The organism is Jongsikchunia kroppenstedtii DSM 45133 (assembly GCF_000380485.1).
GTDB lineage: Bacteria > Actinomycetota > Actinomycetes > Mycobacteriales > Mycobacteriaceae > Jongsikchunia > Jongsikchunia kroppenstedtii.
In genome coordinates this window covers 51,280-75,419 of sequence record NZ_AQYG01000046.1, presented here as the reverse complement: position 1 = coordinate 75,419, position 24,140 = coordinate 51,280, and the positions used below count along the sequence as shown (strand labels likewise).

Here is a 24,140-nt window from a genome sequence, read left to right as displayed (position 1 = left end):
GTTGACCGCTATGTCTGACTCAGCGACTCCCGTTTCGTTCACCCGTCGTCGCTTCATGGGCGCCACGGGAGCCGGCGCCGTCGCCATCGGACTGCCCGTCGCGGCAGGCCTGACGGCGGCTCGGGCGACCGCCGCGCCGAGCGCGTTCCGGCACGGCGTGGCGTCCGGCGATCCGCTCCCCGGCGGCGTCATTCTGTGGACCCGCGTGACTCCCACCGCTGACGCGGTGCCCGGGTCCAGGCGCGGCGCTGCCTCGGCCGTCGTCTGGGAAATCGCTTCCGACAAGGGGTTTGGATCGATACTCGCGTCGGGTTCGACCACCACCGACGCATCGCCGGACCACACGGTCAAGGTGGACGTGTCCGGCCTGCATCCCGCGACACTGTACTGGTACCGCTTCCGCATCACGAGTGGCCCGGCCGCGGGCGCCGTGTCGCCGATCGGCCGCACCAAGACGGCTCCGGCCGCCGGCGCGGAGGTGTCGAAGGTTCGCTTCGGCGTCGCCAGTTGCGCCAACTGGGAGGCCGGGTACTTCGGCGCCTACCGCTTTCTGGCCGCGCGCACCGACCTCGACGCGGTCGTCTTCCTCGGCGACTACATCTATGAATACGGTGCCGGGGAGTACGGAGGGAAGCACGGTTCGGTCCGCACTCATGCACCGCGGCACGACATCGTCTCGCTCGCCGATTACCGAATTCGCCACGGTCAGTACAAGACCGACCCGGATCTACAGGCGGCGCATGCGCAGCACCCGTTCATCGCCACCTGGGACGACCACGAAGTGGCCGACAATCAGTGGAAGCGTGGCGCCGAGAATCACGAGCCGTCGCAGGGTCCATGGATACCGCGCAAGGCCCACGCCGATCAGGCCTACTACGAATGGATGCCGGTTCGCCCGACGGTCACCGCCGACAACCGGCACATCTATCGGCGCCTTGCCTATGGCAACCTGCTCGAGCTGAACATGCTCGATCTGCGCACCTACCGCGACAGGGAAGCGGCCCGCTTCTCACCCGAGGCGGACGATCCGAAGCGCACCATCATGGGCCGCCGGCAGATGGAGTGGGTCACGGGCGGCATCACCACGTCGGCCACCCGGAGGCAGCTGATCGGCAATTCGGTGATGATCGCACCGATCCTGCTGCCGCCGCTCGATCCGGCTCGTACCAAGGCGATCACCAGTCTCATCGGTGTCCCGGAGAACGGCATTGCGTTCAACGGCGACCAGTGGGACGGCTACGTCAAGGACCGGCAGACACTCCTGGATGCGATCGACCACGCCGGCAAGAAGAACGTCGTCTTCCTGACCGGCGACATCCACATGTCGTGGGCCAACGACGTTCCGCGATCCCCGGCGAACTACCCGGGCGCAGGCACGGTCGCCACGGAGTTCGTCGTCACCTCGGTCACGTCGAACAACCTGGACGACACCGTCTCGTTGCCCGAGCATTCGCTCGTCGGCGGCGTCGCGTCGGCCGCATTGCAGGCGACCAACAATCACGCGCGGTGGGTCGATACCGATGCGCACGGGTATGCGGTCCTGACGGTCACATCCGCTGCGGCGCAGATGGACTGGTACTTCCTGAACGATCGTACCGATCCGCGGACCGCACAGTATCGCGGCCAGTCATGGAAGGTGAACTCCGGATCGCGGCGGATGACGAAGGTGAACGGTCCTGCCTGATCGGCTCATGCTCGTCGGCGACGGCAAGGGTGGCTGCACCTCCAGTCTCAGGAGCCGCCCGCACCGTAGGGCAGCAGGGCCATTTCGCGGGCGTTGCGGACCGCGGTCGCGACCTGCCGCTGTTGCTGCGGCGACAGCCCGGTGACCCGGCGGGCGCGGATCTTGCCGCTCGCCGAGAGGAAGCGGCGCAGGGTGGCGACGTCCTTGTAGTCGACGCGCTCGATACCGAGCTCGACGAACAGATTCGCCTTCGGCTTCGCGGTGCCGGCGACGATCGGTCGGCGTTTCCTGTTGTTGCTCAAGGGGATCCTTCGATTCTTCGATATGCGGTGGGGCGGCTCACCAGCTGGACTTGCTGATGCCGGGCAGTTCACCGCGATGGGCCAACTCGCGCAGGCGGATACGGGACAGGCCCATCTTGCGGAAGTAGCCGCGGGGCCGACCGTCGATCGTGTCGCGGTTGCGGATTCGGGTGGCGCTCGAGTCGCGGGGAAGCTTCTGCAGCGCGGACGCGGCCGCGGCGCGTTGCTCGCCGGTCGAACTCGGCGATCGGACGATCGCTTTCAGCTCGGCGCGCCGGGCCGCATGCTTGGCGACCAGCTCCCGCCGGTGTTCGTTGCGGATGATCTTCGACTTCTTGGCCATCTCAGCGGTCCTCACGGAATTCGACGTGGCGGCGAACGATCGGATCGTATTTCCGTAGCACCAACCGGTCGGGATTGTTCCGTCGGTTCTTCCGGGTCACGTAGGTATACCCGGTGTTCGCGGTCGACCGGAGTTTCACGATGGGACGAATGTCGTTGGCCGACATCAGATCTTCTCTCCTTGTTGACGCATCTGGGACACGGCGGCGTCGATGCCGATGCGATCGATCGTCTTGATCGCCTTGGTGGACAGGGTCAACGCCACCACCCGTCCTTCGCTCGGCAGGTAGTAGCGACGCTGCTGCAGATTGGGGTTCCAGCGACGCGCGGTCTTGCGTTGCGAATGCGAGACGTGGTTCCCGAATCCGGGCCGCCGCCCCATCAGCTGGCAGTAGTTGGCCACCGGCCCTCCCTGAAGTCTTATTGAAAACGATTGCCAATAAGACTGTACACTTGCCGGAGGGTTTAATGAAAATGATTGTCGATTAGGAGGTGGCTGTCGTGTCAGCAGACAACCGCGTGCCGGTGATTCTGGTTGCGGGACTTGATGGTTCGGCTGTCGGCCGGGTGACTGACGGGCTTCTGGCACCGGGCACCGTGGCGGTGCGACACGATCTCGGTGCTGTGGCGCAGGGAGTGGTGGTGCGCACCGTCCGCGTAGGTGGACCGGTTACCGCGGGCGCAGATGTGCAGGTGGAGTGGATCGATCTGGACCACGGGTGCGTCTCCTGCACTCTCGAACACGACCTGCTTCCGTTTCTGCGGCGGCTCGCGCGGCGCGAGGGGGTCGACCGGATCGTCCTGGAGCTGGATCCGGCCATCGAGCCGGAACCGTTGTGCTTCGCCGTGAATCATCATGTGGTCGCGGACATGGTCGGTTACCCGGACGCACCGGCCGGTGCCGACGTTCGCATCCAGGCGGTCATCGCCTGCGTCGATGTCGGCTCCTGGCTGGCCCATGCCGGCGGCGATGAGACGCTCGTGGAGGCGGGCCTGATCGCGGAGGATGCCGACGAGCGGACGTTGGCGCAGGTCGTCGTCGGGCAGGTGGACTTCGCGGACGCGATCGTGGCGTCCGGCACCGCGCCGTCGCGGACGTGGGATGACGCGCGGACCTTTGCCGCGCTGGGCCGATTGAATCCGGTGGCGCCGATGCTGCTCGAACTACCGGAGCGGCCGCTGACCAGGCCGCTCGTGGAGGCATTCCTGGAGGCGGTGCCGGCCGACGCTCGCCGAGGCAGGGTGTTCGACGCGCACGAACCGCTGCTGCGCGGCCAGCCCCCGCTGACGTCGGACTGTGGCGTGCAGTTGGTGGAGTTCGTGGCGCGCAGGCCTTTTCATCCCGAGAGGCTGCACGAGGCGATCGACGTGCTGCTGGAAGGGGTGATCAGCGCCCGCGGCCGGTTGTGGGTCGCATCCCAGCCGGACGAGGCGTTGTGGCTGGAGAGTGCGGGCGGCGGCTTGCGGGTGGCCGCCGGTGGCCGTTGGCTGGCCGCGATGTCGGACGTCGAACGACAATCGCAGGACGCCGGACGGCGAGTGCTGGCCGAGGCGAACTGGGACCCCGTGCACGGCGATCGGCATACCTACCTGCTGGTGTTGGCGCATCAGGCCGACCCGGAAATCATTCGGGCCACCTTGGCCGGCGCGCTGCTCACCGACGTCGAGTACGCGCTCGGGCAGCGGCAATGGCTGCGCTACTCAGATCCTTTCGGTCAGTTTCACGAAGAGCCCTGCAGCGACACGGATTCGGCAGACCGGCAGCTGTTCGATCAATCAATCAACGGAGAATAAGAATGAAGCCAGGCATCCACCCGGACTACCACCCGGTGGTATTCAAGGACGCATCGACCGGTTCGACATTCCTCACCCGGTCGACCGCCACGTCGACCTCGAGCATCGAGTGGTCGGACGGCAACAGTTATCCGCTGATCGTCGTCGACGTCACCTCGGAGTCGCATCCGTTCTGGACGGGAACCCAGCGCAACCTGGACGCGACCGGCCGGGTGCAGAAGTTCGAAAAGCGTTACGGGAAGCGGACTCGGCCGGCGAGCGGTGGCGCCTGACCCGCCTCCGGAATGGCGCGGTCAGTCGTCGGCGGACTCGGCGGAGGGCTCGCCGTTCGCCTCGTCGCGATCGGCCCATTCCAGCAGAGTGTCCAGCCGATAGGCGCGGTCGTCGATGTCGGCATGCAGGTCGCCGAGCCGCGCGAATCTCTCCGGCACGGTCGCGATCGTGAACTCGCGCGGCACGACGTCGTCGATCTCGTCCCAGGTGATCGGCGTCGACACCGTGGCCTCGGGATTGCCGCGCACCGAGTAGGCGCTGGCGATCGTGTGGTCGCGGGTGTTCTGGTTGTAGTCGACGAACACGGTCGTGGGGTCGCGATCCTTGCGCCACCAGGTGGTGGTGATCTCGGTGGGATTGCGCCGCTCGACCTCGCGGGCGAACGCCAACGCCGCACGACGGACGTCGTGGAACTCCCATTCCGGCTCGATCCGCACGTAGATATGCAGACCCGAGCCGCCGGAGGTCTTCGGAAATCCGCGAATTCCCAACTCGTCCAGCACTTCCTGGGCGATATGCGCGGCGCCGCGAACACGGTCGAACGAGCAGTCGGGCATCGGGTCGAGATCGATGCGCCACTCGTCGGGTCGCTCGACGTCGAACCGCCGCGAGTTCCAGGGGTGGAACTCGACTGTCGACATCTGCACCGCCCAGACGACGGAACCGAGCTCGGTGACGCACACCTCGTCGGCGGTGCGGCCGAACCGGGGGAAGTAGATGTTGACCGTCTCGAGCCAGTCGGGCGCTCCGGCCGGGATGCGTTTCTGATGGACCTTCTGCCCGGCAACACCTTTCGGGTACCGGTGCAGCATGCAGGGGCGGTCGCGCAACGCGCGCACGATGCCGTCGCCCACGGAGATGTAGTAGTTGGCCAGATCGAGCTTGGTCTCGCCGCGCGCCGGGAAGTAGACGCGGTCCGGGCTGGACAGCCGGATCGTACGTGACCTGACCTGCAACTCCACGGAATCTGCCATGGACACAGGGTAGTTGGGCCGCAGCCATCGGGGCGGCGTTCTTGCGGGCGAACACGTGTCGGGGCCGTGCGGCAGGATGGGTGCATGACGCAGGCACAGACCGTCCGCGAGGATGCCGAAGAACTGCTGCGCGCGCTGGCCGGTCCCGATGCGGCGCTGCGCGAGGATCAGTGGACCGCGATCGAGGCGCTGGTGGTGCAGCGCCGCCGCGCGCTGGTGGTGCAGCGCACCGGTTGGGGTAAGTCCGCGGTGTATTTCATTGCGGCCAAACTGCTGCGCGCGGCCGGTCGCGGCCCGACTGTGATCGTGTCGCCGCTGCTGGCGCTGATGCGCAACCAGGTGGCCGCGGCCCGCCGGGCAGGGGTGCGGGCGGAAACCATCAACTCCGGCAACATGACCGAGTGGACCCAGATCCATGAGCGGGTGGCGGATGGCGACGTCGACGTGCTGCTGGTGAGTCCCGAGCGGCTGAACAACCCTGACTTCCGTGACAACGTGATGCCGTCGCTGGCGGCCGACGCGGGCCTGGTGGTCGTCGACGAGGCGCATTGCGTCTCCGATTGGGGCCATGACTTCCGTCCCGACTACCGTCGCATCAAGACGCTGATCGGTGAACTGGGGCAGGACATTCCGGTGCTCGCGACCACCGCGACCGCCAATGATCGCGTCGTCGCCGACGTGGCGGCCCAGCTCGACGTCCGCGAGGGCGAGGCGCTGGTGCTGCGCGGCACGCTGGAGCGCGACTCGCTGGCGCTGTCGGTCACGACGATCGACGATCCCGTGCATCGCGCCGCCTGGCTCGCCGACGCGCTCGCGGAGCTGCCGGGGTCGGGGATCGTTTACACGTTGACGGTGTCGGCCGCGCATGACCTCGCCGACCTGCTGAGCGCCCGCGGGCACGCCGTGCGGGCGTACACCGGCCAGTCCGATCCCGGCGAGCGCGAGGATATGGAACGGGCGCTGCTCGCCAACGAGGTCAAGGCGCTGGTGGCAACCTCGGCGCTGGGGATGGGTTTCGACAAGCCGGACCTGGGGTTCGTCGTGCATCTCGGAGCGCCGTCCTCGCCGATCGCGTACTACCAGCAGGTCGGCCGTGCCGGTCGCGCCGCGCAGCAGCTGTGTCCGGCGATCCTGCTGCCGGGTCAGGAGGACCGGCGGATCTGGGAGTACTTCGCCTCGGTCGCGTTCCCGGCGGAGTCGGTGGTGCACGCGGTGATCGAGGCGCTCGACGGCGAGAAGCCGCGCTCGACCGCGGCGCTGGAGCCGATGGTCGAACTCGGTCGCAGCCGGCTCGAGATGGTGCTCAAGGTCCTCGATGTCGACGGCGCCGTTCGACGGGTGCGCGGCGGATGGATCGCCACCGGCGAGCCCTGGTCGTATGACGCCGAGCGCTACGGGCGGTTGGACGAGGCGCGCAAGCGAGAGCAGCAGGCGATGCTGGACTATCAGCGAACCACCATGTGCCGCATGGAGTTCCTGCGCCGCCAGCTCGACGATCCGGCGGTGGCGCCCGAGTCGGGGGTGGGCATCGCGCCCTGCGGGCACTGCGACAACTGCACCGGCGAGCATCGCGAGGTCGTCGTCGACGGAGATTCGCTGAGCCGCACCCGCGAGCGGTTGGAGCGTCCGGGCATCGATCTGCCGCCGCGTAAGCAGTGGCCGACCGGCATGGGCAGCCTCGGCATCGAACTGTCCGGGAAGATCGCCGACGGTCCGGCGACCGGGCGGGTCCTGGGCCGCCTGGCCGACCTCGGTTGGGGCCGGCGGCTGCGGGAGCTGCTCGACGGCGACAAGCCGATTCCCGACGAGACGGTGCAGGCCTGCGTACAGGTGCTGGCGGCCTGGCAGTGGGACGAGCGACCGGTTGCGGTGCTGGCGCTGGAGTCGACCGGGCACGACCAGCTCGTCGAAACCCTCGCCGCCCGGCTCGGCGAGGTCGGTCGGCTGGACGACCTGGGGGTGATGCGCCGCCGTCCGGGGCTGCCGGCGGTGTCGGCGGCGAATTCGGCGTATCGGGTGGCCGGGCTGATCGATTCCTGGGACGTGCCCGACATCTCGGCCGTCGATGGCCCGATTCTGCTGGTAGATGCCCTGACCGACACCGGCTGGACCTTCACCCTGGCGGCTCGCGCGCTGCGGCAGGCGGGCGCCTCGGCGGTCCTGCCCTTCGCGCTCGCGACACCCAAATAGGGTCGGTGAAAGAGATTGCGGATTTAGAGGTTGGTTGTGCGCCCCGCGTGACGTTCGGCCGTCTTGTTCGACATCTAATCTGCTGTTGTCGCCCAATGCGACAAGCATCGATAGCGTGTCGTAAGCTGGGGAATGTGAGCGGACCGGCCTTCTATGACGAACTCAGGGCCATCCGCCTCGAGCGGATCCTCGACACCGCCGTCGCGATCATCACCGAAAATGGGTGGGACCGACTGAGCATGACTCGGGTCGCCCAACTCTCGGGTGTTCCTCGGCAAAGCCTCTACAAGGAGGTCGGCACCAAATCAGAGCTCGGCGAGGCGGTCGTGTCGCGCGAGGTCGAGCGGTTCGTGGCTCGCGTGCGCGAGGGCATCGCCGTCCATCCGGACTCCATCACCGACGGCCTGGGAACGGCGGCCCGCTACGCGCTGGAATACGGCCAGACCAATGCGGTGCTCACCGCGGTCCTGCGCCCCGGACACGATCCGGAGCTACTCGCCCTGCTGACGGTTCGGCCCGAGGCCGTCCTGACCCAAGCGACCTCCGCAATCTCCGCCACCGTCGGCGACAGGGTGTCCGCAGGCACCGTGGACACGATGGTCCGGTTGACCCTGAGCCACCTGTTGCAGCCGACCGTCACGATCGACGAAGCGGTCGATCGGATCATGCGGGCCGTGCACTAACGGCCGCGTTCCTCCTCGATCATGGACTGCATGATCCGTCGAGCGAAGATCGCAGCGCGATCGGCCTTGACGTTCAGATAGCGCCGCGGTGTCGTGTCCTCATCGAGACAACGCTGCATGGTCTCGAGCACGGCGAAGTCGCGGTTGGCCATCTCGTGGAAGACCGCGGCCAATCGGGCACCCGCGTCGGGGACGGCCGAACCGCGCCACGATATCTGTAAGAAGACATGCGTCGACGTTGGCGACTTGGGCGTGAGACCGTGTGTTCGCACCATCTCGAGCTCCGCTCCATCGGCGCCGGTGATGGCGTAGGTCTGCTTGTGCAGGCCGGGCGTCACGAACGTGCCCGTCTCCGTTCGAGAGAACAACTCGACGGTGTCGAGCCCCGAGACCTGGGCTTCCCACGGCGCCAGCGGCGCGCCGGGCAGCTCGCGGACATAGGACACCGACACCTCCGACACTTCGACCGCTTCGAGCGGGGGCAGCGCCTCGATACCCGGCGGCACCATCTCAGGATGCATCGCGAACACGTTGGTCAGGTCGAGGTAGTGCTCGTGCAACAGCAGCAGGCTGGCGTCGACATCGCGCAGCTCCCCCACGCTGCTCCAGCCGTCGTCCTGAAGCCACGGGGTCGCCGGCGGCGGCCGTAGTCGTTCGCCCCCAGGCGTGCCGGTCCAGATCCAGACGAACGGTGCGCGCTCGACGATGGGATACGCGCGCACCTGGGCGCCAGACGGTGGGCTGTCCTGCGAAGGTACCCGTACGCAGCGCCCTGTCCCGTCATAGGTGCACCCGTGGTAGCCGCAGACCACCAGATCGCCCTCGCGGTGGCCGGCCGATAGTGGATAGGGCCGATGTGCACAGCGGTCTTCCAGGGCGACCACCGATCCGTCAGAGGTGCGGAACATCAGAACCGGGTGTCCAAGGATGCGTCGGGCCGTCAGGCCGTCGCCGACCTCGTCGGAGGTGGCGGCGACATACCAGCAGTCCCGGGGGTAGGCGTTCATACGTCAAGCACCAGCCTCTGAGACAGCGAACGGGAGACGCAGGGCATCATCGTGGCGCCTCGCTCTCGTTCGGACTTGGACAGGACCGAGTCACGGTGATCGGGCGTGCCGTGGAGAACGTCGACCTCGCACGTCCCGCAGATCCCTTCCATGCACGAGCCCAGCACGGCGACACCGGCCTCCTCGACGGCCTCGAAGATCGTCTTGTCTTCTGGAACGGTCACGGTCACGCCCGACCGCGCACATTCGACCTCGAACGAGTCCAACGCGTCATCGGAGACAACGACCTTCTTCGCCGCGAACCGCTCGAGGTGCAAGCTGCCGTCGGGCCACGACGCACACCCCTCCTCGACCGCGTCGAGCAGTGCGCCTGGACCACAGCAGTACACCAAGGTGTTCGACTGCGGCGTGCCGAGGACCGCGTCGAGATCGAGCAGGCCCATCTCGTCCTGCGGCCAGATCGTCACCCTGCCATCGCTTTCGAGTCTGTCGAGAAACGCCATCGACGCACGCGACCGGCCACCGTACAGCAGGCTCCACTGCGCCCCACGCGCCTGCGCCGCCTCGATCATCGCGAGAATCGGGGTGATGCCGATGCCGCCGGCGATGAACTGGTAACGCGGCGAGGCAACCAGTGGGAAATGGTTGCGCGGGCCTCGTACCCGCACCGTCGTGCCCTCGGCCAGGTTCTCGTGGACGAATGCCGACCCGCCGCGGCTGTTCGGGTCGAGCAGAACGCCGACTTTCCACGACGACTCGTCCGTCGTGCTGCCGCACAGGGAGTACTGCCGCGTCAGTGACGGACTGAGAACCAGGTCGATGTGCGCACCGGCGGTCCAGGACGGAAGCTGAGTTCCCGACGGGTCGGACAGTGTGAGTTCGACGATCCCCTCGGCCGCGGGTCGCCTGGCCTGGACCTGCAGGTCGATCTCGGTCTCGGCGGTGCTCGTGATCCAACCGTCGCGGGCTCCGTGTCGTGCGGCTTGCGGGTCTCGAGGGGCAAGGATCGCCCGGCCGACCACTCCTCGTTCCTCCCGCGGGCGCGGTTCCTGACCGATCGGGGTGAGTTTGACCATCATCTTGGTGTAACCCCGGACGAAGTTCGACTGCAGGTACTCCGGTTCCTCCACGATCTCGATGTCGGAGAACCGCGCGAGCAGCTCTTCCCACAGGATCCTGAGCTGCAGTTCGGCCAGGCGGCTGCCCATGCAGCGGTGGACCCCGATACCGAACGAGAGGTGGTTGCGTCCGTTGGGTCGGTCGATGATGAAGTCGTTGGGGTTCTCGAACGTGCGCTCGTCGCGGTTGGCCGACGCGTACCACATCACGACTTTGTCGCCCTTGCGGATGAACTGACCGTTGAGCACGGTGTCCTTCGTAGCGATCCTGCGCATGTAGGCCAGGGGAGTCTGCCAGCGGATGATCTCGTTGACCATCTTCGGGATCAGGCTCGGATCGGCTTTGACGCGCTCGAATTCGTCGGGGAACTGGTTGAGCGCGAGGACTCCACCCGACATCGAGTTGCGGGTCGTGTCGTTGCCGCCGACGACGAGCAGGATGAGGTTGCCGAGGAACTCCATCGGACGGTTGATCAGATCCTTGGTGTCCTCGGACCGTTGCATCAGCGTGATCAGGTCGAACCCGGGCTTCTCCCCGGCGGCCAGACGAGCCGCCTTGTCGTGCCACAGTGCGCTGAAGCTCTTCGCCATGTCGGCGGAGGCCTGCCACATCGCTTCGATATCGCTCGGACCGCCGGTCGTGGACGCGCCCGCGGCGGACACCTCGGTCCAGTAAACGAGCTTGCGGCGCTCCTCGTATGGGAAATCGAGCAGGGTGGCAAGCATCCGGGCGGTGAGCTCGATGCTGACCGTGTCCACCCAGTCGAACGGCTCGCCGACCGGCAGGTCGTCGAGTACTTCTCGCACGCGCGAGCGGATCAGCCCCTCGAATTCCTCGAGATTGCGGGGAGCCACGACCCCCTGGACGGCACTGCGCTGCTGGTCGTGACGCGGCGGATCCATCGCGATGAACATCTCGATGTCCAAGCCCTCAGGCGGATCGCCGATGACGATCTGCGGTTCGGCGGAGAACGTCTCGAAGTCCTTGTCCACGGCGATGATGTCGTCGTACCGCGTCACCGACCAGTACGGACCGAACTCGCTCGACGCACGGAAGTGGACCGGGGCCTCGTCCCGCAGTCGTTTGAAGTACGGCAACCACTGTCCCTGCCGCCACATGAACGGGTTGCTCATGTCGATGTCGGTCAGCGCAACGCGGTCGACATCGGGGATCGGTTCCTCGATGAAGACGGGCGGCTTGTCGCCACTCACCCGCGCCTTGGCCTTCTGGTACAGATGCATGCCCTTGATCAGGCGCTCCATCGGAATCGTCGCTTCGGCCTTCGTGCGGACCTGATCGAGAACACTCATGCGTAACACCTCAATGTGGGCTGTCTAACAACGGCTACATCAGGGAAACACAAGTCGCGCTAAATGACAATACCCAATGTTTTGTCACTGTGCGCTACAAACTATATGCACCTGTTGCGGGTGGCCCCACCGCACAGGGAGGAACAGTCGGCCATCTTGGATGTCACCGACTCGAGCCGGGGAACCCGCCGTCGCCGCATTTGAACTGCGGCCAACCATCCGGGCGGCCCCCGGTCGTCAGGGACCGCCACATTAAGGGTGGATCGGGTCTGCTCAGGCTCTTGGCCGTTGATCTCGGCGACCGCGGGCCGCAAGGCCGCAGTGAGTTCGATGATCTGATCGAGCGTGTCGGCCGCGGATTGCCGCCGAGAAACTCGGCGTATGCGCGTCTGCGCAGGATGCAGTTGACGATCCGGCGACAGGAATACTGTCTCGTTGTCTGCACTGCATACGAGGAGTCGCCGTCGAGGAGGCCAACAGTCCCGGCTAGAACATGTTGCCACCCGGCCGGTAGCCTGCCTGCATGGCCGAATTCGTGACCCTGGAGACCAATCCCGAACATCCCGGTGTGGGAACGATCCTGATCAACCGTCCGCCGATGAATGCGCTGAACCGGCAGGTCCAGAACGAATTGGCGGACGCCGCGCGCACCGCGAGCACCGACGACGCGATCAAGGCCGTGATCGTCTACGGCGGCCCGAAGGTGCTGGCCGCCGGCGCGGACATCAAGGAAATGAACGACATGTCGTATGTCGACATGATGAAAGTGGCCGCTGAGCTGCAGGGCGGCCTGAGCGCCATCGCCGAGATCCCGAAGCCGACGGTCGCCGCGGTGACCGGCTACGCGCTCGGTGGCGGCCTGGAGGTCGCGCTCGGCGCCGATCGCCGCATCGCCGGCGACAACGCCAAGCTGGGCGTGCCCGAGGTGCTGCTGGGCGTCATCCCCGGCGGCGGCGGAACGCAGCGGCTGGCGCGGCTGGTCGGCCCCTCCAAGGCCAAGGACATGGTCTATACCGGCCGCTTCGTCGGCGCCGAGGAGGCGCTCGCGATCGGCCTGGTCGATGAGGTCGTGGCACCTGACGAGGTGTACAACGCCGCGCTGAAGTGGGCCGGACAGTTCGCCGGCGCCGCGTCGATCGCGTTGGCCGCCGCGAAGGCCGCGATCGACGAGGGCCTGGACACCGACCTCGACACCGGGCTGAAGATCGAGCAGCATCTCTTCGCCGGACTGTTCGCGACCGAGGATCGCGGCATCGGAATGCAATCATTCATCGACAACGGGCCGGGCAAGGCTCAGTTCACGGGCAAGTGAGCCCAGCTCACCGGTAATCAGGAAGTAGCAGAAGAGTGACCACAACCGAGAACGGCACCGAGACCTCCGTGGATCCGGCGCCGAACCCGCACGCCACCGCCGAACAGGTCGAGGCGGCCTACAACGACACCAAGCTCGCCCAGGTGCTGTACCACGACTGGGAGGCCGAGAGCTACGACGACAAGTGGTCGATCTCCTTCGATGAGCGCTGCATCGACTACGCGCGCGGACGCTTCGACGCCGTCGCCGGCGATCAGCCGCTGCCGTACGGCCGTGCTCTCGAACTCGGTTGCGGCACCGGCTTCTTCCTGCTGAACCTGATGCAGAGCGGCGTGGCCAGCAAGGGCTCGGTCACCGACCTCTCGCCGGGCATGGTGAAGGTCGCGCTGCGCACCGCCGAGAAGCTCGGGCTCGACGTGGACGGCCGGGTGGCCGACGCCGAGACCATTCCGTACGAGGACAACACCTTCGACCTGGTCGTCGGACATGCTGTGCTGCACCACATCCCGGATGTAGAGCAGTCGCTGCGCGAGGTGATCCGGGTGCTCAAGCCGGGTGGCCGCTTCGTGTTCGCCGGCGAGCCGACCACCATCGGCGACTTCTACGCCCGCTGGCTCTCGCGCGGCACCTGGTACGCCACCACCAACATCACCAAGCTCGGCCCGCTGAGCTCGTGGCGTCGTCCGCAGGAGGAGCTCGACGAGTCCTCGCGTGCCGCCGCACTGGAGGCCGTTGTCGACATCCATACCTTCGACCCGGCTGACCTGGAGCGCATGGCGACCAATGCTGGTGCGGTGCAGGTGAAGTCGGCCACCGAGGAGCTCGCCGCGGCGATGCTCGGGTGGCCTGTGCGCACCTTCGAGGCCGCCGTGCCGGCCGAGAAGCTGGGCTGGGGCTGGGGCAAGTTCGCGTTCGCCGGCTGGCGTCGCCTGTCCTGGGTCGACGAGAACATTCTGCGTAAGTTCGTGCCGCCGAAGTTCTTCTACAACGCGATGATCACCGGCACCAAGCCCGAGTAATCGACTTCTTTCCGAAATCCGCGCCACCTTTGCGGATTCGCGCCGCCTGCAGCCGGCGCGAATCCACGGAAGTGGCGCGGATTTCGTTATTGGGTGCGCCGCGAGCCGGCCCGATACGCTGAGCCCGTGCCGTACCAGTTCACCCACGAGGACGTCGCCTTCCTGGCCGGCGCCGACGGTACGGCCGCGCTGGAAGCGACGGCGGAGCTGGCGCTGCGGCCCGACACGATGGTCGGTGACGTGCAGCGACTGTCGCAGGCCTATCCGGGACAGCAGGGGGCGCTGACGGCGACCGTGCTCGCCCGGCGGGCCCTGGCGCCGCGCGTGGCCGCCGCGGCCGACTGGCTGCTCACCGAAGATGCGGCGCAGCAGGCCACCGCCGATGCCGTGGCCCGGCTGCGCGCGCAGGAACTGGCCCGCCGCTGTCCCGGGGCCAGCGTGCACGACGTGACGTGTTCGGTTGGCACCGAGCTGGATTCGCTGCTGTGCCAGCCGGACTTGGGGCGGGTCCTCGGCTCCGACCTCGACGATGTTCGGCTCGCGATGGCGCGGCACAACGTGCCCGGCGCGGCGCTGCTGCGGGCCGATGCGCTCACCGCAACCTCCCGTGCGGATGTGGTCATCGCCGACCCGGGGCGACGTGCGGGCGCCCGGCGCACATTCCGAATGTCGGACACGCGGCCGCCGCTGCCCGACCTGCTCGGTGTGCTTCGCGGGCGGCTGGCGGTCGTGAAATGTGCTCCCGGGGTGGACTATTCGCTGCTGCGCGACGAACACGGCTTCACCGGACAGGTGCAGGCGATCTCACTGGACGGGGGCGTGCGCGAGGTCTGCCTGTGGACCCTACCGGGCATGGCGGGGCGGCGCGCCACCGTGGTCCGCAGCGACGGAAGCGGTTTCGAAGTCGATGACACTGAGCCGGACGACGTCGGCGCCGATGCGCCGGGTCGCTGGATCGTCGACCCGGACGGCGCCGTGGTGCGGGCCGGGCTGGTCCGCCACTACGCGCATCGACACGGCCTCTGGCAACTCGATCCGCACCTGGCCTATCTCACCGGAGACGCGTTGCCGCCCGGCGCCCGCGGGTGGCCGGTGCTGGAGGAGATGCGGCTGTCGGCCAAGCCGCTGCGAAAACGGTTGGCGCAACTCGATTGCGGCACCCTGGAGATCACCGTTCGCGGCGTCGATATCGACCCCGATCAGTTGCGTCGTCAGCTGAAGCCGGCCGGTACTCGGTCGATGACACTGGTGGTCGCGCGGATCGGCGATCGGCCGACCGTCTACATCTGCGACGCCGGACAGCGCGCCGAGGGGACCGGCCCGACGGGCCGGCCGATCACCGGACGCTGAACTGGTAAACGTTGCCGATTTGCGTGGTCGCCACCAGGTCGCCGCCGCTGGACACGGCGATGCCGGTGACATATCCCAGCGAATCCGGCAGCGGTAGAGTGCGTTTGGTGGCACCCGTGGCAGCGTCGAACTCGACGAGCGAGAGTGTGTCCTTGCCGGCATCGCGCACCGCGACCCAGCCGGTGCCGTTCGACAGCAGGGTGGCCGTCGACGCGGTGTGCAGGTCGTCGCGGTGCCAGAGCGCCGTCGCCTTGTTGCCGTCGTCCTTGATCGCCACCAGCGGTGCGCCGAGGACGCCGGTCGGGACGATGGTGCCCTTCGACGACACGGCCATCGTGCCCATGCCGTAGCCGCCGACGTTGTAGTTCCACAGCTGCTTGCCGTTGGCGGCGTCGACCGCATACAGGCTGCCGAGGCGGTTGTAGATGTACAGCGTCGAGGAGTCGGGCGAGAGCACCGGGCTGCCGATCACGCCGCCAGGGATGTCGGCGGTCCAGGCGTCCCGAATGGTCTTGGTGCCCTTGATCTCCGAGTAGTCGAACGCCCGCACCTGCGACGCGATCTTTCCCTGCGGCCAGAAGTTCAGATAGAACCGCTGGCGCTCGGTGTCGACGGCGGGGGCCGCAGGCACCGGGCAGTGCGGTCCGTTGTCGACGCAATCGCCGAGCCCGTTGCCGGGGTTGGAGGCGTCGGTATCGGTGCGCAGCGTGACCGGCGCGGCCTGCAGGCGTCCGGTCTGGGCGTCGATCAGCTGAATCTGACCCTGTTGCGTCACCGCGAGCACGGTCGCCGGTCCGGCGAACTTGGCCGACAGCGCCAGCCCGACGGTCGGCGTCTGCCAGCGCACCGCGCCGGTGGTGTTGAGCCCGAAGAAGGTCCCGGGAACGCCCACATAGGCGTTGTCGTACTGGTCGAGCAGGAGCGACGACAGCTGGGCGCCGCCCTCCATGCGCTTGCAGTAGAGCTTGCGGCCGTCGGCCGAATCGAAATAGAAGGTGTTGCAGCCGTTCTCGGTGTCGGCGGTGACGCCGATCGCGTTCTTGCCGGAGATCACCGGTGGCGCGGAGATCGGTCCGCCGGTCGGCCGCGACCAGTTCAGCGCGAGATCGCCGGGGACCTTGGCGGTGGCGAAGTTCGCATTGCCGTCGGTGCCGCCGTAGCTGGGCCATCCGGAGCTGGCATGCGACTCGACGTTCGAGATGCCGCTCGAGCAGGCGGCGACGCCGAGGCTGAGTGCCGCGGCCGCGACGACGACCTGCAACGCTGTCTTGCGGCGAGAAATCCGCGACGCCGTGTTGGGCTGAGAAACGCTGCCGACCAGCACGAGACTCCTGTTCGTCGGACGAATCAGCCCGAGGCGCGGGCCGCTGCGGTCAGCTGAGCCTATCGCGAGCACCCGCGGCGCTGTCGCAGCGGCGTATCCGGATATTGTGATCAGCCATGACCAGCATGTGGAACGCGTCGCTCCGCTCACGGTGGCGGGCCGGTTTGGCCGGCCGCCAGCTCGTGCCGGGCCGCACGATCGCCGGCCGGGGCACGCACTCGGTGCCGATGGCCCCGCAGCCGGCGAAGTTCCTGACGCTCGCGTCCCTGCGCTGGGTGCTGGCCAATCGCGCGTACACGCCCTGGTATCTGGTGCGGTACTGGCGGCTGCTGCGGTTCCGGATGGCCAACCCGCACGTCATCCTGCACGGCATGGTGTTCCTCGGCCGCGGCGTGGAGATTCACGCCACCCCCGAATTGTCGCGGCTGGAGATCGGTCGCTGGGTGCACATCGGGGACGGCAACGCGATCCGCTGCCATGAGGGATCGCTGCGGATCGGCGACAAGGTCGTCTTCGGCAAGGACAACGTCGTCAACACCTACCTCGACATCGAGATCGGCGCGTCGACGCTGGTCGCCGACTGGTGCTACATCTGCGACTTCGACCACCGGATGGATGACATCAACGTGCCCATCAAGGACCAGGGCATCGTCAAGGGTCCGGTGCGGATCGGCCCGGACACCTGGATCGCGGCGAAGGTGTCGGTGCTGCGCAACACCACTGTCGGCCGGGGCTGCGTGCTCGCGGCGCACGCGGTCGTCAAGGGGGACATCCCGGACTATTCGATCGCCGTCGGTGCGCCCGCTCGCGTGGTGAAGAACCGCAAAGAGACGTGGGACAGCTCCGCGGCGCAGCGTGCCGAGTTGGAGCGGGCCCTCGCCGACATCGAGCGCAAGAAGGCGGCGGCCGAGAAGAGCCAGGTCGCCGAAGGCTAGCGGTATGGCGGCCACGTAATCGGCCGACTGTCGCGAATCTTCAATACGGGCGTCGGCCAGGCTCGTAACGTCGACCACATGGACACGTCAACAGCCCTGCTCCGCGTTCTCGATCAGCTCGCCGACCTCCTCGACCGGGCGGCGGACACCCCACCGACCGCCCCGACTCCGTGCTCCGACTACGACTTTCAGACGCTTCGCGCGCATGTGGTCGGCTGGCTCACGGCATTCACCGACGGCTTCACCTCCGACGACCACCGCTGCAGCGACGCGGACAGTGTGACCGTCGAGGGCAGCGGTGCCGATCAGGTTCGACAGGCCGCGGCGCGACTGCGGGAGGTCCTGCCGGCCGCACTCGCGCATCCGTTGAACATCGGCGACGCAGGGATGCCCGGCGACATGGCCGCCTCGATGATCCTGTGGGAGTACCAGGTGCACGGCTGGGACCTTGCGCGAGCCGCCGGCGTCGTCTGGGAGCCCGCCACCGACGGGCTCGAAGCCTCGCTGGCATTCGCGCCGGGCATGCTCACGCCCGACTTCCAGGGCGCCGGAAAGGCATTCGCGCCGCGCGTCGATGTCGGCGACGATGCGCCGGCGCTGGACCGCCTGGTCGCCCTGTCGGGGAGGGACCCGCAGTAGGCAGTCCTCTCGGCTAATAGGCGACGCCTACCGAGAAGGCATTGGCTCGCGAGGCGACCTCGCGGACGTAGGCGTCGGAGTTGTTGTAGATCCGCACTGCCCGGACCCAGCCGGTCGCGGACGTGAGGTCTCCGCCGGACACGCAGAGGTAGCGCGCCGCCGTCAGTGCCGCGTCATCGATGTTGTCCGGGTCGGCCTTGCCGTCACCGTTGGCGTCGACGCCGAAACGCTGCCACGTCTCGGGGATGAACTGGAACGGGCCCATCGCCTGCGCGGGCGTGGTGCCGTCGGAGGCGGAGATCGACATGTTGCCGCCGGTGCCGTCCAGCGGCACCCCGCGGATCGGCGGTGACACGTGACCGTCGGCCGCGATCTCGGCGCCGTGGTAGGTGCCGTTCTTGCTCTCGACCGAACCGATGCCGGCGATCGTCGTCCAGGTGATCCCGCATTCGGGATGCTGTTGGCGCTGGATCTCCGCGGCGTTGCCATATGCCTCCATCGCCAGCAACGGGATGCCGGTGCCGGCCGAGATGGGGCGGGCCCAGTCGGCGAGCTGATCGGCGGTGCGGCCGGGAGCGTTGATGTGCAGGTACGGCACGGCGGCGCCCGCACCCGGCGGAACGCCCTGGGGGATGTCCACATTCGGGGTGTTCAGGCCCAGGCAGCCGGTGGCCAGCAGCGTCACCGCGGCCAGCGCGCCGCCCGCTGCCAGGCCGCGTTTGATGCGGGTGTTCGGGCTGCGCCGCCGGGTGGCGGTCGGGGTCATTTCACGCATGGCACGCTCGCAGTGTTCGTCAGGTTCACCAGATCGGTCGGCGCCGGGGCGTTCGCGCCCGTCCCGGTTCCGTTGACGATCTGTGCCGGCCCGGACGGGGCGGACACGGATTCGGTGGCGTTGGGGTCGGTCGGCCCGGTGCTGGAGTCGGTGTCGTCGGATTCGGAGCTGGTAGTGCTGCTCTGGCCGAGCGCGGACGCGTCCGGCAGATCGGTTCCGATGATCAGTCGCACCGAGTTGGGCTCCAGGCTCGTGTCGGCCTCCGCGGTGACCGATCCGCCGAGCATCTGCGCGAGCTCGGTCGCCGGGCCCTGCGCGCCGCTGCCGTATTCGACCTGGGTGGTCGAGTCGATCGTCGAACCGGTCGACGCGGAACCCCGGGTGAAGCCGCGGGCGGCGAGCAACTCCTCGTACTGGGCGGCCATGCCGTTCTCGCCGGACGAGTTGACGACGTTGAGCACCTTTCCGTCGGCGCCGGTGATCGCCTGCGGGGCAGCGGTATTCGTGCTGCTGGTGCTGGTTTCCGGGGCGACGGCGTCGGGGCCCAGGACCTGCCGGACGATCGAGTGGATTTGCGGCAGGTTCACGAAGTTGACGTCTTCGCCGTTCTCGTTCGCGCCGAAATGATCGATCGGCAGCGTGAAGAAGGTGACGTTGCCACCGGTGAGGTTGGACGACGTGGTGGCGAATTTCACCAGGTCGAAGCCGTCATCGAAGGCGATGTTGGCCTTGGCCACGTTCAGCAGCCGATTCATCTGGCCGAGATTCGTCAGCGTTCCGTTCTTGGTCAGCTGTTGCATCAGCGAGATGACGAACGCCTGCTGTCGACGATCGCGATCGAGGTCGGTGAAGTTCAGATCGGGGTTGGGATCGCGGCGCTGGCGGACGAAGGCCATCGCCTGCGAGGCATTGATCTTCTGCACTCCCTTGTGGAATCGGGCGCCGGAATAGCTGTCCGAGGTGTCCTGATTGAGGCACACGGTGATCGGCTGCACCACCTCGGCGACCTGGAAGAACGCCGCCAGTGTCACCTCGATGAAATGGTCGATGGGCACATTGCCGAGGAACTGCCGGACGGTCGCGATCTCCGACCTGCGGCCGGCCTCGCGGGACTGGCTCTCCAGGTCGTCCGGGCTGATGTCGCCCTGCGCGCTGAGGCTCTGGCGCTTCTCGGCGTAGGCGAATCCGTAGGCCTGCTTGATCTTTCCCTGGCAGTTGTTGCTCGGGCAGCCGTCGAGATTGACGTAGTCGTCGCGGGGGATCGAGATCGCGGTCGCCTTGGACCCGTCGCCGGGGACATGCAGCAGCATCAGAACGTTCGCGTTCATGCCGCCGTCGTCGGCGCTCCCGGCATGCAGGGCGTCGTACATCGCCTGCGGCAACGGGTTTCCGTGTTCGTCGAGGCGACTGTCGAGTCCCATGACGAGGATGTTCTGGTCGCCGTGCTTGGAGGTCGGCCCGCCGGCCAGCGCGCCGGATCGGGTGAACCCGCTTGTCGAGTGCCGGTAGATGGTCCAGCTCACGCCGGTGGCGACCAGCACCGCCACGGTTGCGACGGCGACGATGCTGCGCAGCGCCCAGCGGCCGGAGCCGCCCGGTCGGCGGGGCGGGCGGGTCGCCGCCATTCGGACCGGCTTCGCGGCGCGGCGGGTCCGGGGCGGCAGGGACTCGGTCTCCGCTGTCGGGGGCGGGGTCGGTGCTGGGGCCGGGGGCGCATATGGCGCGGCCGGCGCTGCCTCGACCGGCTCGGTCGGTGGTGCGGATGGGACGGGCGGCACGGCTGCGGTGGGCGGTGCGGATGGGACAGGTGGAGCCGGCGGTACTGGTGGGACCGGCGCCGGGGGCGGCGTCCGCGATGGCGGGGGAGCAGAGGGCGGCGGACCGGACGACTCGATCGGCGCGGGCGGATCTGCCTCCGGAGCCGCCTCAGAGGTGCCCGGCTGCTGCTCCAGGGGCACTCGATGGGCCGCTTGCGCCTCAGCCAGAACGTCCTTGGCGCGCCGGCGCCTCGGACGTGGCGAGTCCTCGGTCACTCTATTCCTCTCGATCTGTTCTTTACAGGGTGCCATCGGTTTCGCCGTGCTTTCGCCACGCGCGCCGGTGAGTGGGCAGGTGCGATGCACAAATCGCGACATTCAGCGCATTCCGGCGACCGAACGCCGATGTCGTCACGCAGAAGTGGCGTGAATTACATCTGGTCGGACGACCCCGCGAAGTCGACTGGCTCCGTCGCCGGCGGCTGGCTCGGGTCGCGCTCGGGCAGCGGTCGTTCGATGATGTCGGGCCGGCCGATCGGCTGGCGGATGCGCCGCTTGGCGCCGAGGTACACCTGCTCGGTCCGCTCGGCGGCGCGATCCCAGGTGAAGTCGACCAGCCGCTCGCGGGCGGTGAGTGCACGTGCCGCGGCGGCGGCCGGGTCGTCGAGCACCCGCCGCACGGCCGTGGCGAGACCGGTCACGTCCGCCGGTTCGAAGCTGAGCCCGCTCACGCCGTCGGCGACGGCGTCACCGAGCCCGCCCGCGGTGGAGGTGATCAGCGGGGCGCCGGTCGCCGCAGCTTCCAGGGCTACGATGCCGAAGGGCTCGTAGCGGCTCGGCAGCACGATCGCGTCGCAGTCGTGCAGCAGCGCGAGCAGCTTGTCGTGCGTGACCCGACCGATGAAGTGGACGGCGTCGGCGACGCCGTGTCGGTGCGCCTCGGCGGTCAGCCATTCCAGCTGGGTGCCGTCGCCGGCCACGGACAGCGTCGTTCCCGGGTGGGTGCGCCGGATCGCCGGCAGGGCCGCGATCGCATCCTGAATGCCCTTCTCGTACTCGAGCCGACCGGCGAACAGCAGCCGCGGCGGGCCGCCGCCGGGGCGTTCGTGATTGAAAGGCCACTCGTCCAGGTCGATGCCGTTGTGGATGACGTGGACTTCGGCCAGGTCCGGTCCGAAGAGCCGGCTGACCTCGTCGTGCATCGATTCCGAACAGGCGATGAGCGCATCGGATTCGGCGGCCAGCCACCACTCGACCGAGTGCACCTGCCGGTTGACCCGGCCGCTCACCCAGCCGCTGTGCCGGCCGGCCTCGGTGGCATGGATCGTGCAAACCAGTGGGACGTCGAAGAATTCGGCCAGGGCGATCGCCGCATGCGCCACCAGCCAGTCGTGTGCGTGGACCACGTCCGGGATCCAGGGCTCAGCCTGCGCCGAGCTCGGCAGCTCGGAGGGAATCTCGTTGAGCGCGCGCAGTCGGACGCCGGCCCGCACCAGGGCATGCCCCATGCCGAGGGTCCAGGCCATCATGTCTTCGCCGAAATCGAAATGCGGCGGATCTTCCGGGATCGCGATGACGCGCACGCCCTCGACGTGGCGATCGGTCGGCGGATGCGTCTTGCCGTCGGAGCCGGACGGCTGGCGCGAGAGCACCACCACGTCGTGCCCGATCTCCGCCAGATGCACCGCGAGCTGATGCACGTGCCGGCCCAGGCCGCCGACCACGACCGGTGGGTACTCCCACGACACCATCAGGATCTTCATCGCGTGCTCCCTTGACTGTGGTCATGGACGTCCAGATCGAGCCGCCGAGCATCCAGGCCGGCGAACAGATTGTCGGCGGATGACCACCCGGCCGCCAGCGTGCGTGCGGTGTGCTCGCGGCCGCTGTCGGCCGCCGCGCAGATCTCGCGGGTCGCGTGCGCATGCTTATGGGCGCGGTCGCGGGCGTACCCGGCGGCGGTGTCCTTGCTGACCAGGAAGGCCCAGTCCGACGAGACCGTCAGCAGCGCCTCGCGCAGGATCTGATCGCTGACCCGGTCGCGCCCGGTGGTTCCGGCGATGTTCTGCCGACGCTTGTCGATGGTCGCCAGCGCGGTCTCGACGACCTCCGCGTTCAGCTGCACCAGATCGGCCACCTGGGGTCCGTTCCAGACGCGCCAGTCCTTGCCCGATCCCCAGGACGAGTCCTCAAGCTGCACGGGCTCGCCTACGAACCCTTGCGCCCGTGCGGTTTTCAGCGTGCCCACCGTGACGCCGGCCTCCGGCAGTGCACGCAGCACCTGATCGAGCCACTGCGGCCCCTCATGCCACCAGTGTCCGTAGAGCTCGGTGTCGAAGGCGGCGATCACGTGCGCCGGGCGGCCGATGCGCTCGCTCTCGGAGATCAGCCGATCGCGGACACTGGCGACGAAGTCGGCGGCATGCTCGCGGACGGCGGCCGCGGCGCGATCGGGGTCGTACGGCTTCTTGTCCGGGCCGTCGGTGGTGCGGCTGGTGACGCGGGCGGGCTTGAGGCCGGTGAGGTGGTCGTAGGTGTGGAAGTCGCGGTAGTCACGATGGCCCGGGTATCCCGACTTGGGCGACCAGACGCGGTAGCTGACCTGCAGGTCGCGGCCGAAGGCGACGACATCAGAATCCCGCACCGGGCGGCCGAGCGACGTGTCGCCGCGCAGCGAGGGGCCGTCGACCATGAAGTGGGTGACCCCGGCCTCGGCGTAGCCGCGTTCCATGCCCGGGGTGTAAGCGCATTCGGGCGCCCACATGCCGGTCGGCCGCGTTCCGATCCGCCGATCCGCGTCGGCCAGCCCCTCGTGCAGCGACAGGCGCCGTAGCCGCGGGTCCAGCAGTGGTTGGAAGGGGTGGGCGAGCGGCCCGCCGAGCACCTCGACCGTGCCGGCATCGACAACCGACCGCAGCGCGGCGGAACCGCCATGACGCCAACGGGTTTCGAAATCGCGCAGCGCGGCCGCGGCGGCGCGATGCTCGTGATGACCGAGGACATTGAGCGCCTCCGGCGTGCCGGCGGTGCCGGGCGCCGCGTCGGTCGTGCGCATCTGTGCCGCCTCGCGGGCGCGCAGCTGCCAGTCGCCGAGCCACTGATGCATCGACGCCAGGCAGTGCGGGTCGTCGAGTTGGGCCGCGAGTACCGGCGTCATGCCGAGGCTGATCTGGTCGGTGAACCCGTCGGCGGCCAGGCCCCGCAGGACCGCGAACACGCGCTGATACGAGCCGGCCCACGACTGGTAGAGCCACTCCTCGCCGACCGGCCAGCGGCCGTGGTTGGCCAGCCAGGGCAGGTGCGAGTGCAGCACCAGGGTGAACATCCCGGGTACTGAGTCGGACCGGCTCG

Annotated in this window: 22 protein-coding genes; 10 read left to right on the top strand and 12 right to left on the bottom strand. The window is 68.0% G+C overall.

The features are described from left to right. The first annotated feature begins 10 nt into the window (after positions 1 to 10). The gene (locus G341_RS0110075) at positions 11 to 1,684 is read left to right on the top strand and encodes an alkaline phosphatase D family protein (protein ID WP_155826911.1); all 1,674 of its coding nucleotides are present in this window, start codon (positions 11 to 13) and stop codon (positions 1,682 to 1,684) included. A 47-nt stretch (positions 1,685 to 1,731) separates the two neighbouring features. Here the strand turns inward: G341_RS0110075 and rpsR are convergent, their stop codons facing one another. From rpsR to rpmB, 4 genes are read right to left on the bottom strand one after another with little or no spacing between them, the layout of a single operon-like run. Then, on the bottom strand, positions 1,732 to 1,986 hold the full coding sequence (rpsR, locus tag G341_RS0110070) for a 30S ribosomal protein S18 (protein ID WP_018179010.1): 255 nt from the start codon (positions 1,984 to 1,986) through the stop codon (positions 1,732 to 1,734). Positions 1,987 to 2,023: 37 nt separating this feature from the next. After that, entirely contained in the window at positions 2,024 to 2,329 is a 306-nt protein-coding gene (gene rpsN / locus G341_RS0110065; RefSeq protein WP_018179009.1) for a 30S ribosomal protein S14, read from the bottom strand. A 1-nt stretch (position 2,330) separates the two neighbouring features. Then, entirely contained in the window at positions 2,331 to 2,495 is a 165-nt protein-coding gene (gene rpmG, locus G341_RS0110060) for a 50S ribosomal protein L33 (protein WP_018179008.1), read from the bottom strand. Beyond that, positions 2,495 to 2,731: a 50S ribosomal protein L28 gene (gene rpmB / locus G341_RS0110055; RefSeq protein ID WP_018179007.1), complete on the bottom strand. Its 237-nt coding sequence runs from the start codon at positions 2,729 to 2,731 to the stop codon at positions 2,495 to 2,497. The genes rpmG and rpmB overlap by 1 nt, the downstream gene beginning before the upstream one ends. A gap of 98 nt (positions 2,732 to 2,829) precedes the next feature. Between rpmB and mrf the strand changes: the two genes are divergently transcribed. Both mrf and G341_RS0110045 read left to right on the top strand, forming a co-directional pair. Further along, a complete protein-coding gene (gene mrf, locus G341_RS0110050) occupies positions 2,830 to 4,122 on the top strand; it encodes a ribosome hibernation factor-recruiting GTPase MRF (RefSeq protein WP_051092739.1) in 1,293 nt (430 codons plus the stop codon). Positions 4,123 to 4,124: 2 nt separating this feature from the next. Then, the gene (locus G341_RS0110045; RefSeq protein ID WP_018179005.1) at positions 4,125 to 4,394 is read left to right on the top strand and encodes a type B 50S ribosomal protein L31; all 270 of its coding nucleotides are present in this window, start codon (positions 4,125 to 4,127) and stop codon (positions 4,392 to 4,394) included. 21 nt (positions 4,395 to 4,415) lie between these two features. Here G341_RS0110045 and ligD read toward each other — a convergent pair whose 3' ends face one another. Next, positions 4,416 to 5,369, bottom strand: coding sequence for a non-homologous end-joining DNA ligase (gene ligD, locus G341_RS21685; protein WP_018179004.1), 954 nt, complete (start codon positions 5,367 to 5,369; stop codon positions 4,416 to 4,418). 84 nt (positions 5,370 to 5,453) lie between these two features. Here ligD and G341_RS0110035 point away from each other — a divergent pair, with 84 nt between their 5' ends. Beyond that, positions 5,454 to 7,559, top strand: a complete 2,106-nt coding sequence (locus tag G341_RS0110035; RefSeq protein ID WP_018179003.1) for a RecQ family ATP-dependent DNA helicase — start codon at positions 5,454 to 5,456, stop codon at positions 7,557 to 7,559. Between the two features lie 134 nt (positions 7,560 to 7,693). Next, on the top strand, positions 7,694 to 8,242 hold the full coding sequence (locus G341_RS0110030; RefSeq protein ID WP_018179002.1) for a TetR/AcrR family transcriptional regulator: 549 nt from the start codon (positions 7,694 to 7,696) through the stop codon (positions 8,240 to 8,242). On the opposite strand, the gene G341_RS0110025 is transcribed toward G341_RS0110030, so the two are convergent. After that, entirely contained in the window at positions 8,239 to 9,249 is a 1,011-nt protein-coding gene (locus G341_RS0110025; protein WP_018179001.1) for an aromatic ring-hydroxylating oxygenase subunit alpha, read from the bottom strand. The genes G341_RS0110030 and G341_RS0110025 overlap by 4 nt on opposite strands. Beyond that, positions 9,246 to 11,678, bottom strand: a complete 2,433-nt coding sequence (locus tag G341_RS0110020) for a cytochrome P450/oxidoreductase (RefSeq protein ID WP_018179000.1) — start codon at positions 11,676 to 11,678, stop codon at positions 9,246 to 9,248. Before G341_RS0110020 ends, G341_RS0110025 begins: the two co-directional genes overlap by 4 nt. 523 nt (positions 11,679 to 12,201) lie before the next feature. Between G341_RS0110020 and G341_RS0110015 the strand changes: the two genes are divergently transcribed. The 3 genes from G341_RS0110015 (at position 12,202) to G341_RS21680 (ending at position 15,359) form a co-directional block, all read left to right on the top strand. Continuing rightward, positions 12,202 to 12,990: an enoyl-CoA hydratase/isomerase family protein gene (locus tag G341_RS0110015; RefSeq protein ID WP_018178999.1), complete on the top strand. Its 789-nt coding sequence runs from the start codon at positions 12,202 to 12,204 to the stop codon at positions 12,988 to 12,990. A 35-nt stretch (positions 12,991 to 13,025) separates the two neighbouring features. Next, positions 13,026 to 14,009, top strand: coding sequence for a class I SAM-dependent methyltransferase (locus tag G341_RS0110010; protein WP_018178998.1), 984 nt, complete (start codon positions 13,026 to 13,028; stop codon positions 14,007 to 14,009). Positions 14,010 to 14,135: 126 nt separating this feature from the next. Next, on the top strand, positions 14,136 to 15,359 hold the full coding sequence (locus G341_RS21680) for a class I SAM-dependent methyltransferase (protein ID WP_051092719.1): 1,224 nt from the start codon (positions 14,136 to 14,138) through the stop codon (positions 15,357 to 15,359). Here the strand turns inward: G341_RS21680 and G341_RS0110000 are convergent. Beyond that, positions 15,346 to 16,683 carry an outer membrane protein assembly factor BamB family protein gene (locus G341_RS0110000; RefSeq protein WP_018178996.1) on the bottom strand — a complete coding sequence of 446 codons (1,338 nt, stop codon included), beginning with the start codon at positions 16,681 to 16,683 and terminating at the stop codon, positions 15,346 to 15,348. The two genes, G341_RS21680 and G341_RS0110000, sit on opposite strands and share 14 nt — an antisense overlap. A gap of 227 nt (positions 16,684 to 16,910) precedes the next feature. On the opposite strand from G341_RS0110000, the gene G341_RS0109995 reads away from it, so the two are divergent. Further along, positions 16,911 to 17,618: an acyltransferase gene (locus G341_RS0109995; RefSeq protein ID WP_051092736.1), complete on the top strand. Its 708-nt coding sequence runs from the start codon at positions 16,911 to 16,913 to the stop codon at positions 17,616 to 17,618. 78 nt (positions 17,619 to 17,696) lie between these two features. After that, positions 17,697 to 18,257, top strand: a complete 561-nt coding sequence (locus G341_RS0109990) for a TIGR03086 family metal-binding protein (RefSeq protein WP_018178994.1) — start codon at positions 17,697 to 17,699, stop codon at positions 18,255 to 18,257. 13 nt (positions 18,258 to 18,270) lie between these two features. Here the strand turns inward: G341_RS0109990 and G341_RS0109985 are convergent, their stop codons facing one another. The 4 genes from G341_RS0109985 to G341_RS0109970 all read right to left on the bottom strand — a co-directional run bounded on the left by G341_RS0109985 (position 18,271) and on the right by G341_RS0109970 (position 24,114). Beyond that, positions 18,271 to 19,023 carry a lytic transglycosylase domain-containing protein gene (locus G341_RS0109985; protein ID WP_018178993.1) on the bottom strand — a complete coding sequence of 251 codons (753 nt, stop codon included), beginning with the start codon at positions 19,021 to 19,023 and terminating at the stop codon, positions 18,271 to 18,273. Beyond that, complete coding sequence (locus tag G341_RS0109980; protein WP_018178992.1) at positions 19,020 to 20,657, bottom strand: LCP family protein; 1,638 nt, start codon at positions 20,655 to 20,657, stop codon at positions 19,020 to 19,022. The genes G341_RS0109985 and G341_RS0109980 overlap by 4 nt, the downstream gene beginning before the upstream one ends. Before the next feature lie 563 nt (positions 20,658 to 21,220). Beyond that, complete coding sequence (locus G341_RS0109975; RefSeq protein WP_018178991.1) at positions 21,221 to 22,552, bottom strand: glycosyltransferase family 4 protein; 1,332 nt, start codon at positions 22,550 to 22,552, stop codon at positions 21,221 to 21,223. Then, entirely contained in the window at positions 22,549 to 24,114 is a 1,566-nt protein-coding gene (locus G341_RS0109970) for a 1,4-alpha-glucan branching protein domain-containing protein (RefSeq protein WP_018178990.1), read from the bottom strand. The genes G341_RS0109975 and G341_RS0109970 overlap by 4 nt, the downstream gene beginning before the upstream one ends. Positions 24,115 to 24,140: the final 26 nt, after the last annotated feature.

Bases quoted from the DNA above. Each gene is read 5' to 3' on its own strand.
- G341_RS0110075 (WP_155826911.1), top strand. From the start codon at position 11: ATGTCTGACTCAGCGACTCCCGTTTCGTTCACCCGTCGTCGCTTCATG.
- rpsN (WP_018179009.1), bottom strand. From the start codon at position 2,329: ATGGCCAAGAAGTCGAAGATCATCCGCAACGAACACCGGCGGGAGCTG.
- rpmG (WP_018179008.1), bottom strand. From the start codon at position 2,495: ATGTCGGCCAACGACATTCGTCCCATCGTGAAACTCCGGTCGACCGCG.
- G341_RS0110045 (WP_018179005.1), top strand. From the start codon at position 4,125: ATGAAGCCAGGCATCCACCCGGACTACCACCCGGTGGTATTCAAGGAC.
- ligD (WP_018179004.1), bottom strand. From the start codon at position 5,369: ATGGCAGATTCCGTGGAGTTGCAGGTCAGGTCACGTACGATCCGGCTG.
- G341_RS0110035 (WP_018179003.1), top strand. From the start codon at position 5,454: ATGACGCAGGCACAGACCGTCCGCGAGGATGCCGAAGAACTGCTGCGC.
- G341_RS0110025 (WP_018179001.1), bottom strand. From the start codon at position 9,249: ATGAACGCCTACCCCCGGGACTGCTGGTATGTCGCCGCCACCTCCGAC.
- G341_RS0110020 (WP_018179000.1), bottom strand. From the start codon at position 11,678: ATGAGTGTTCTCGATCAGGTCCGCACGAAGGCCGAAGCGACGATTCCG.
- G341_RS0110015 (WP_018178999.1), top strand. From the start codon at position 12,202: ATGGCCGAATTCGTGACCCTGGAGACCAATCCCGAACATCCCGGTGTG.
- G341_RS0109995 (WP_051092736.1), top strand. From the start codon at position 16,911: ATGGCCCCGCAGCCGGCGAAGTTCCTGACGCTCGCGTCCCTGCGCTGG.
- G341_RS0109990 (WP_018178994.1), top strand. From the start codon at position 17,697: ATGGACACGTCAACAGCCCTGCTCCGCGTTCTCGATCAGCTCGCCGAC.
- G341_RS0109985 (WP_018178993.1), bottom strand. From the start codon at position 19,023: ATGACCCCGACCGCCACCCGGCGGCGCAGCCCGAACACCCGCATCAAA.
- G341_RS0109980 (WP_018178992.1), bottom strand. From the start codon at position 20,657: ATGGCGGCGACCCGCCCGCCCCGCCGACCGGGCGGCTCCGGCCGCTGG.
- G341_RS0109975 (WP_018178991.1), bottom strand. From the start codon at position 22,552: ATGAAGATCCTGATGGTGTCGTGGGAGTACCCACCGGTCGTGGTCGGC.
- G341_RS0109970 (WP_018178990.1), bottom strand. From the start codon at position 24,114: ATGTTCACCCTGGTGCTGCACTCGCACCTGCCCTGGCTGGCCAACCAC.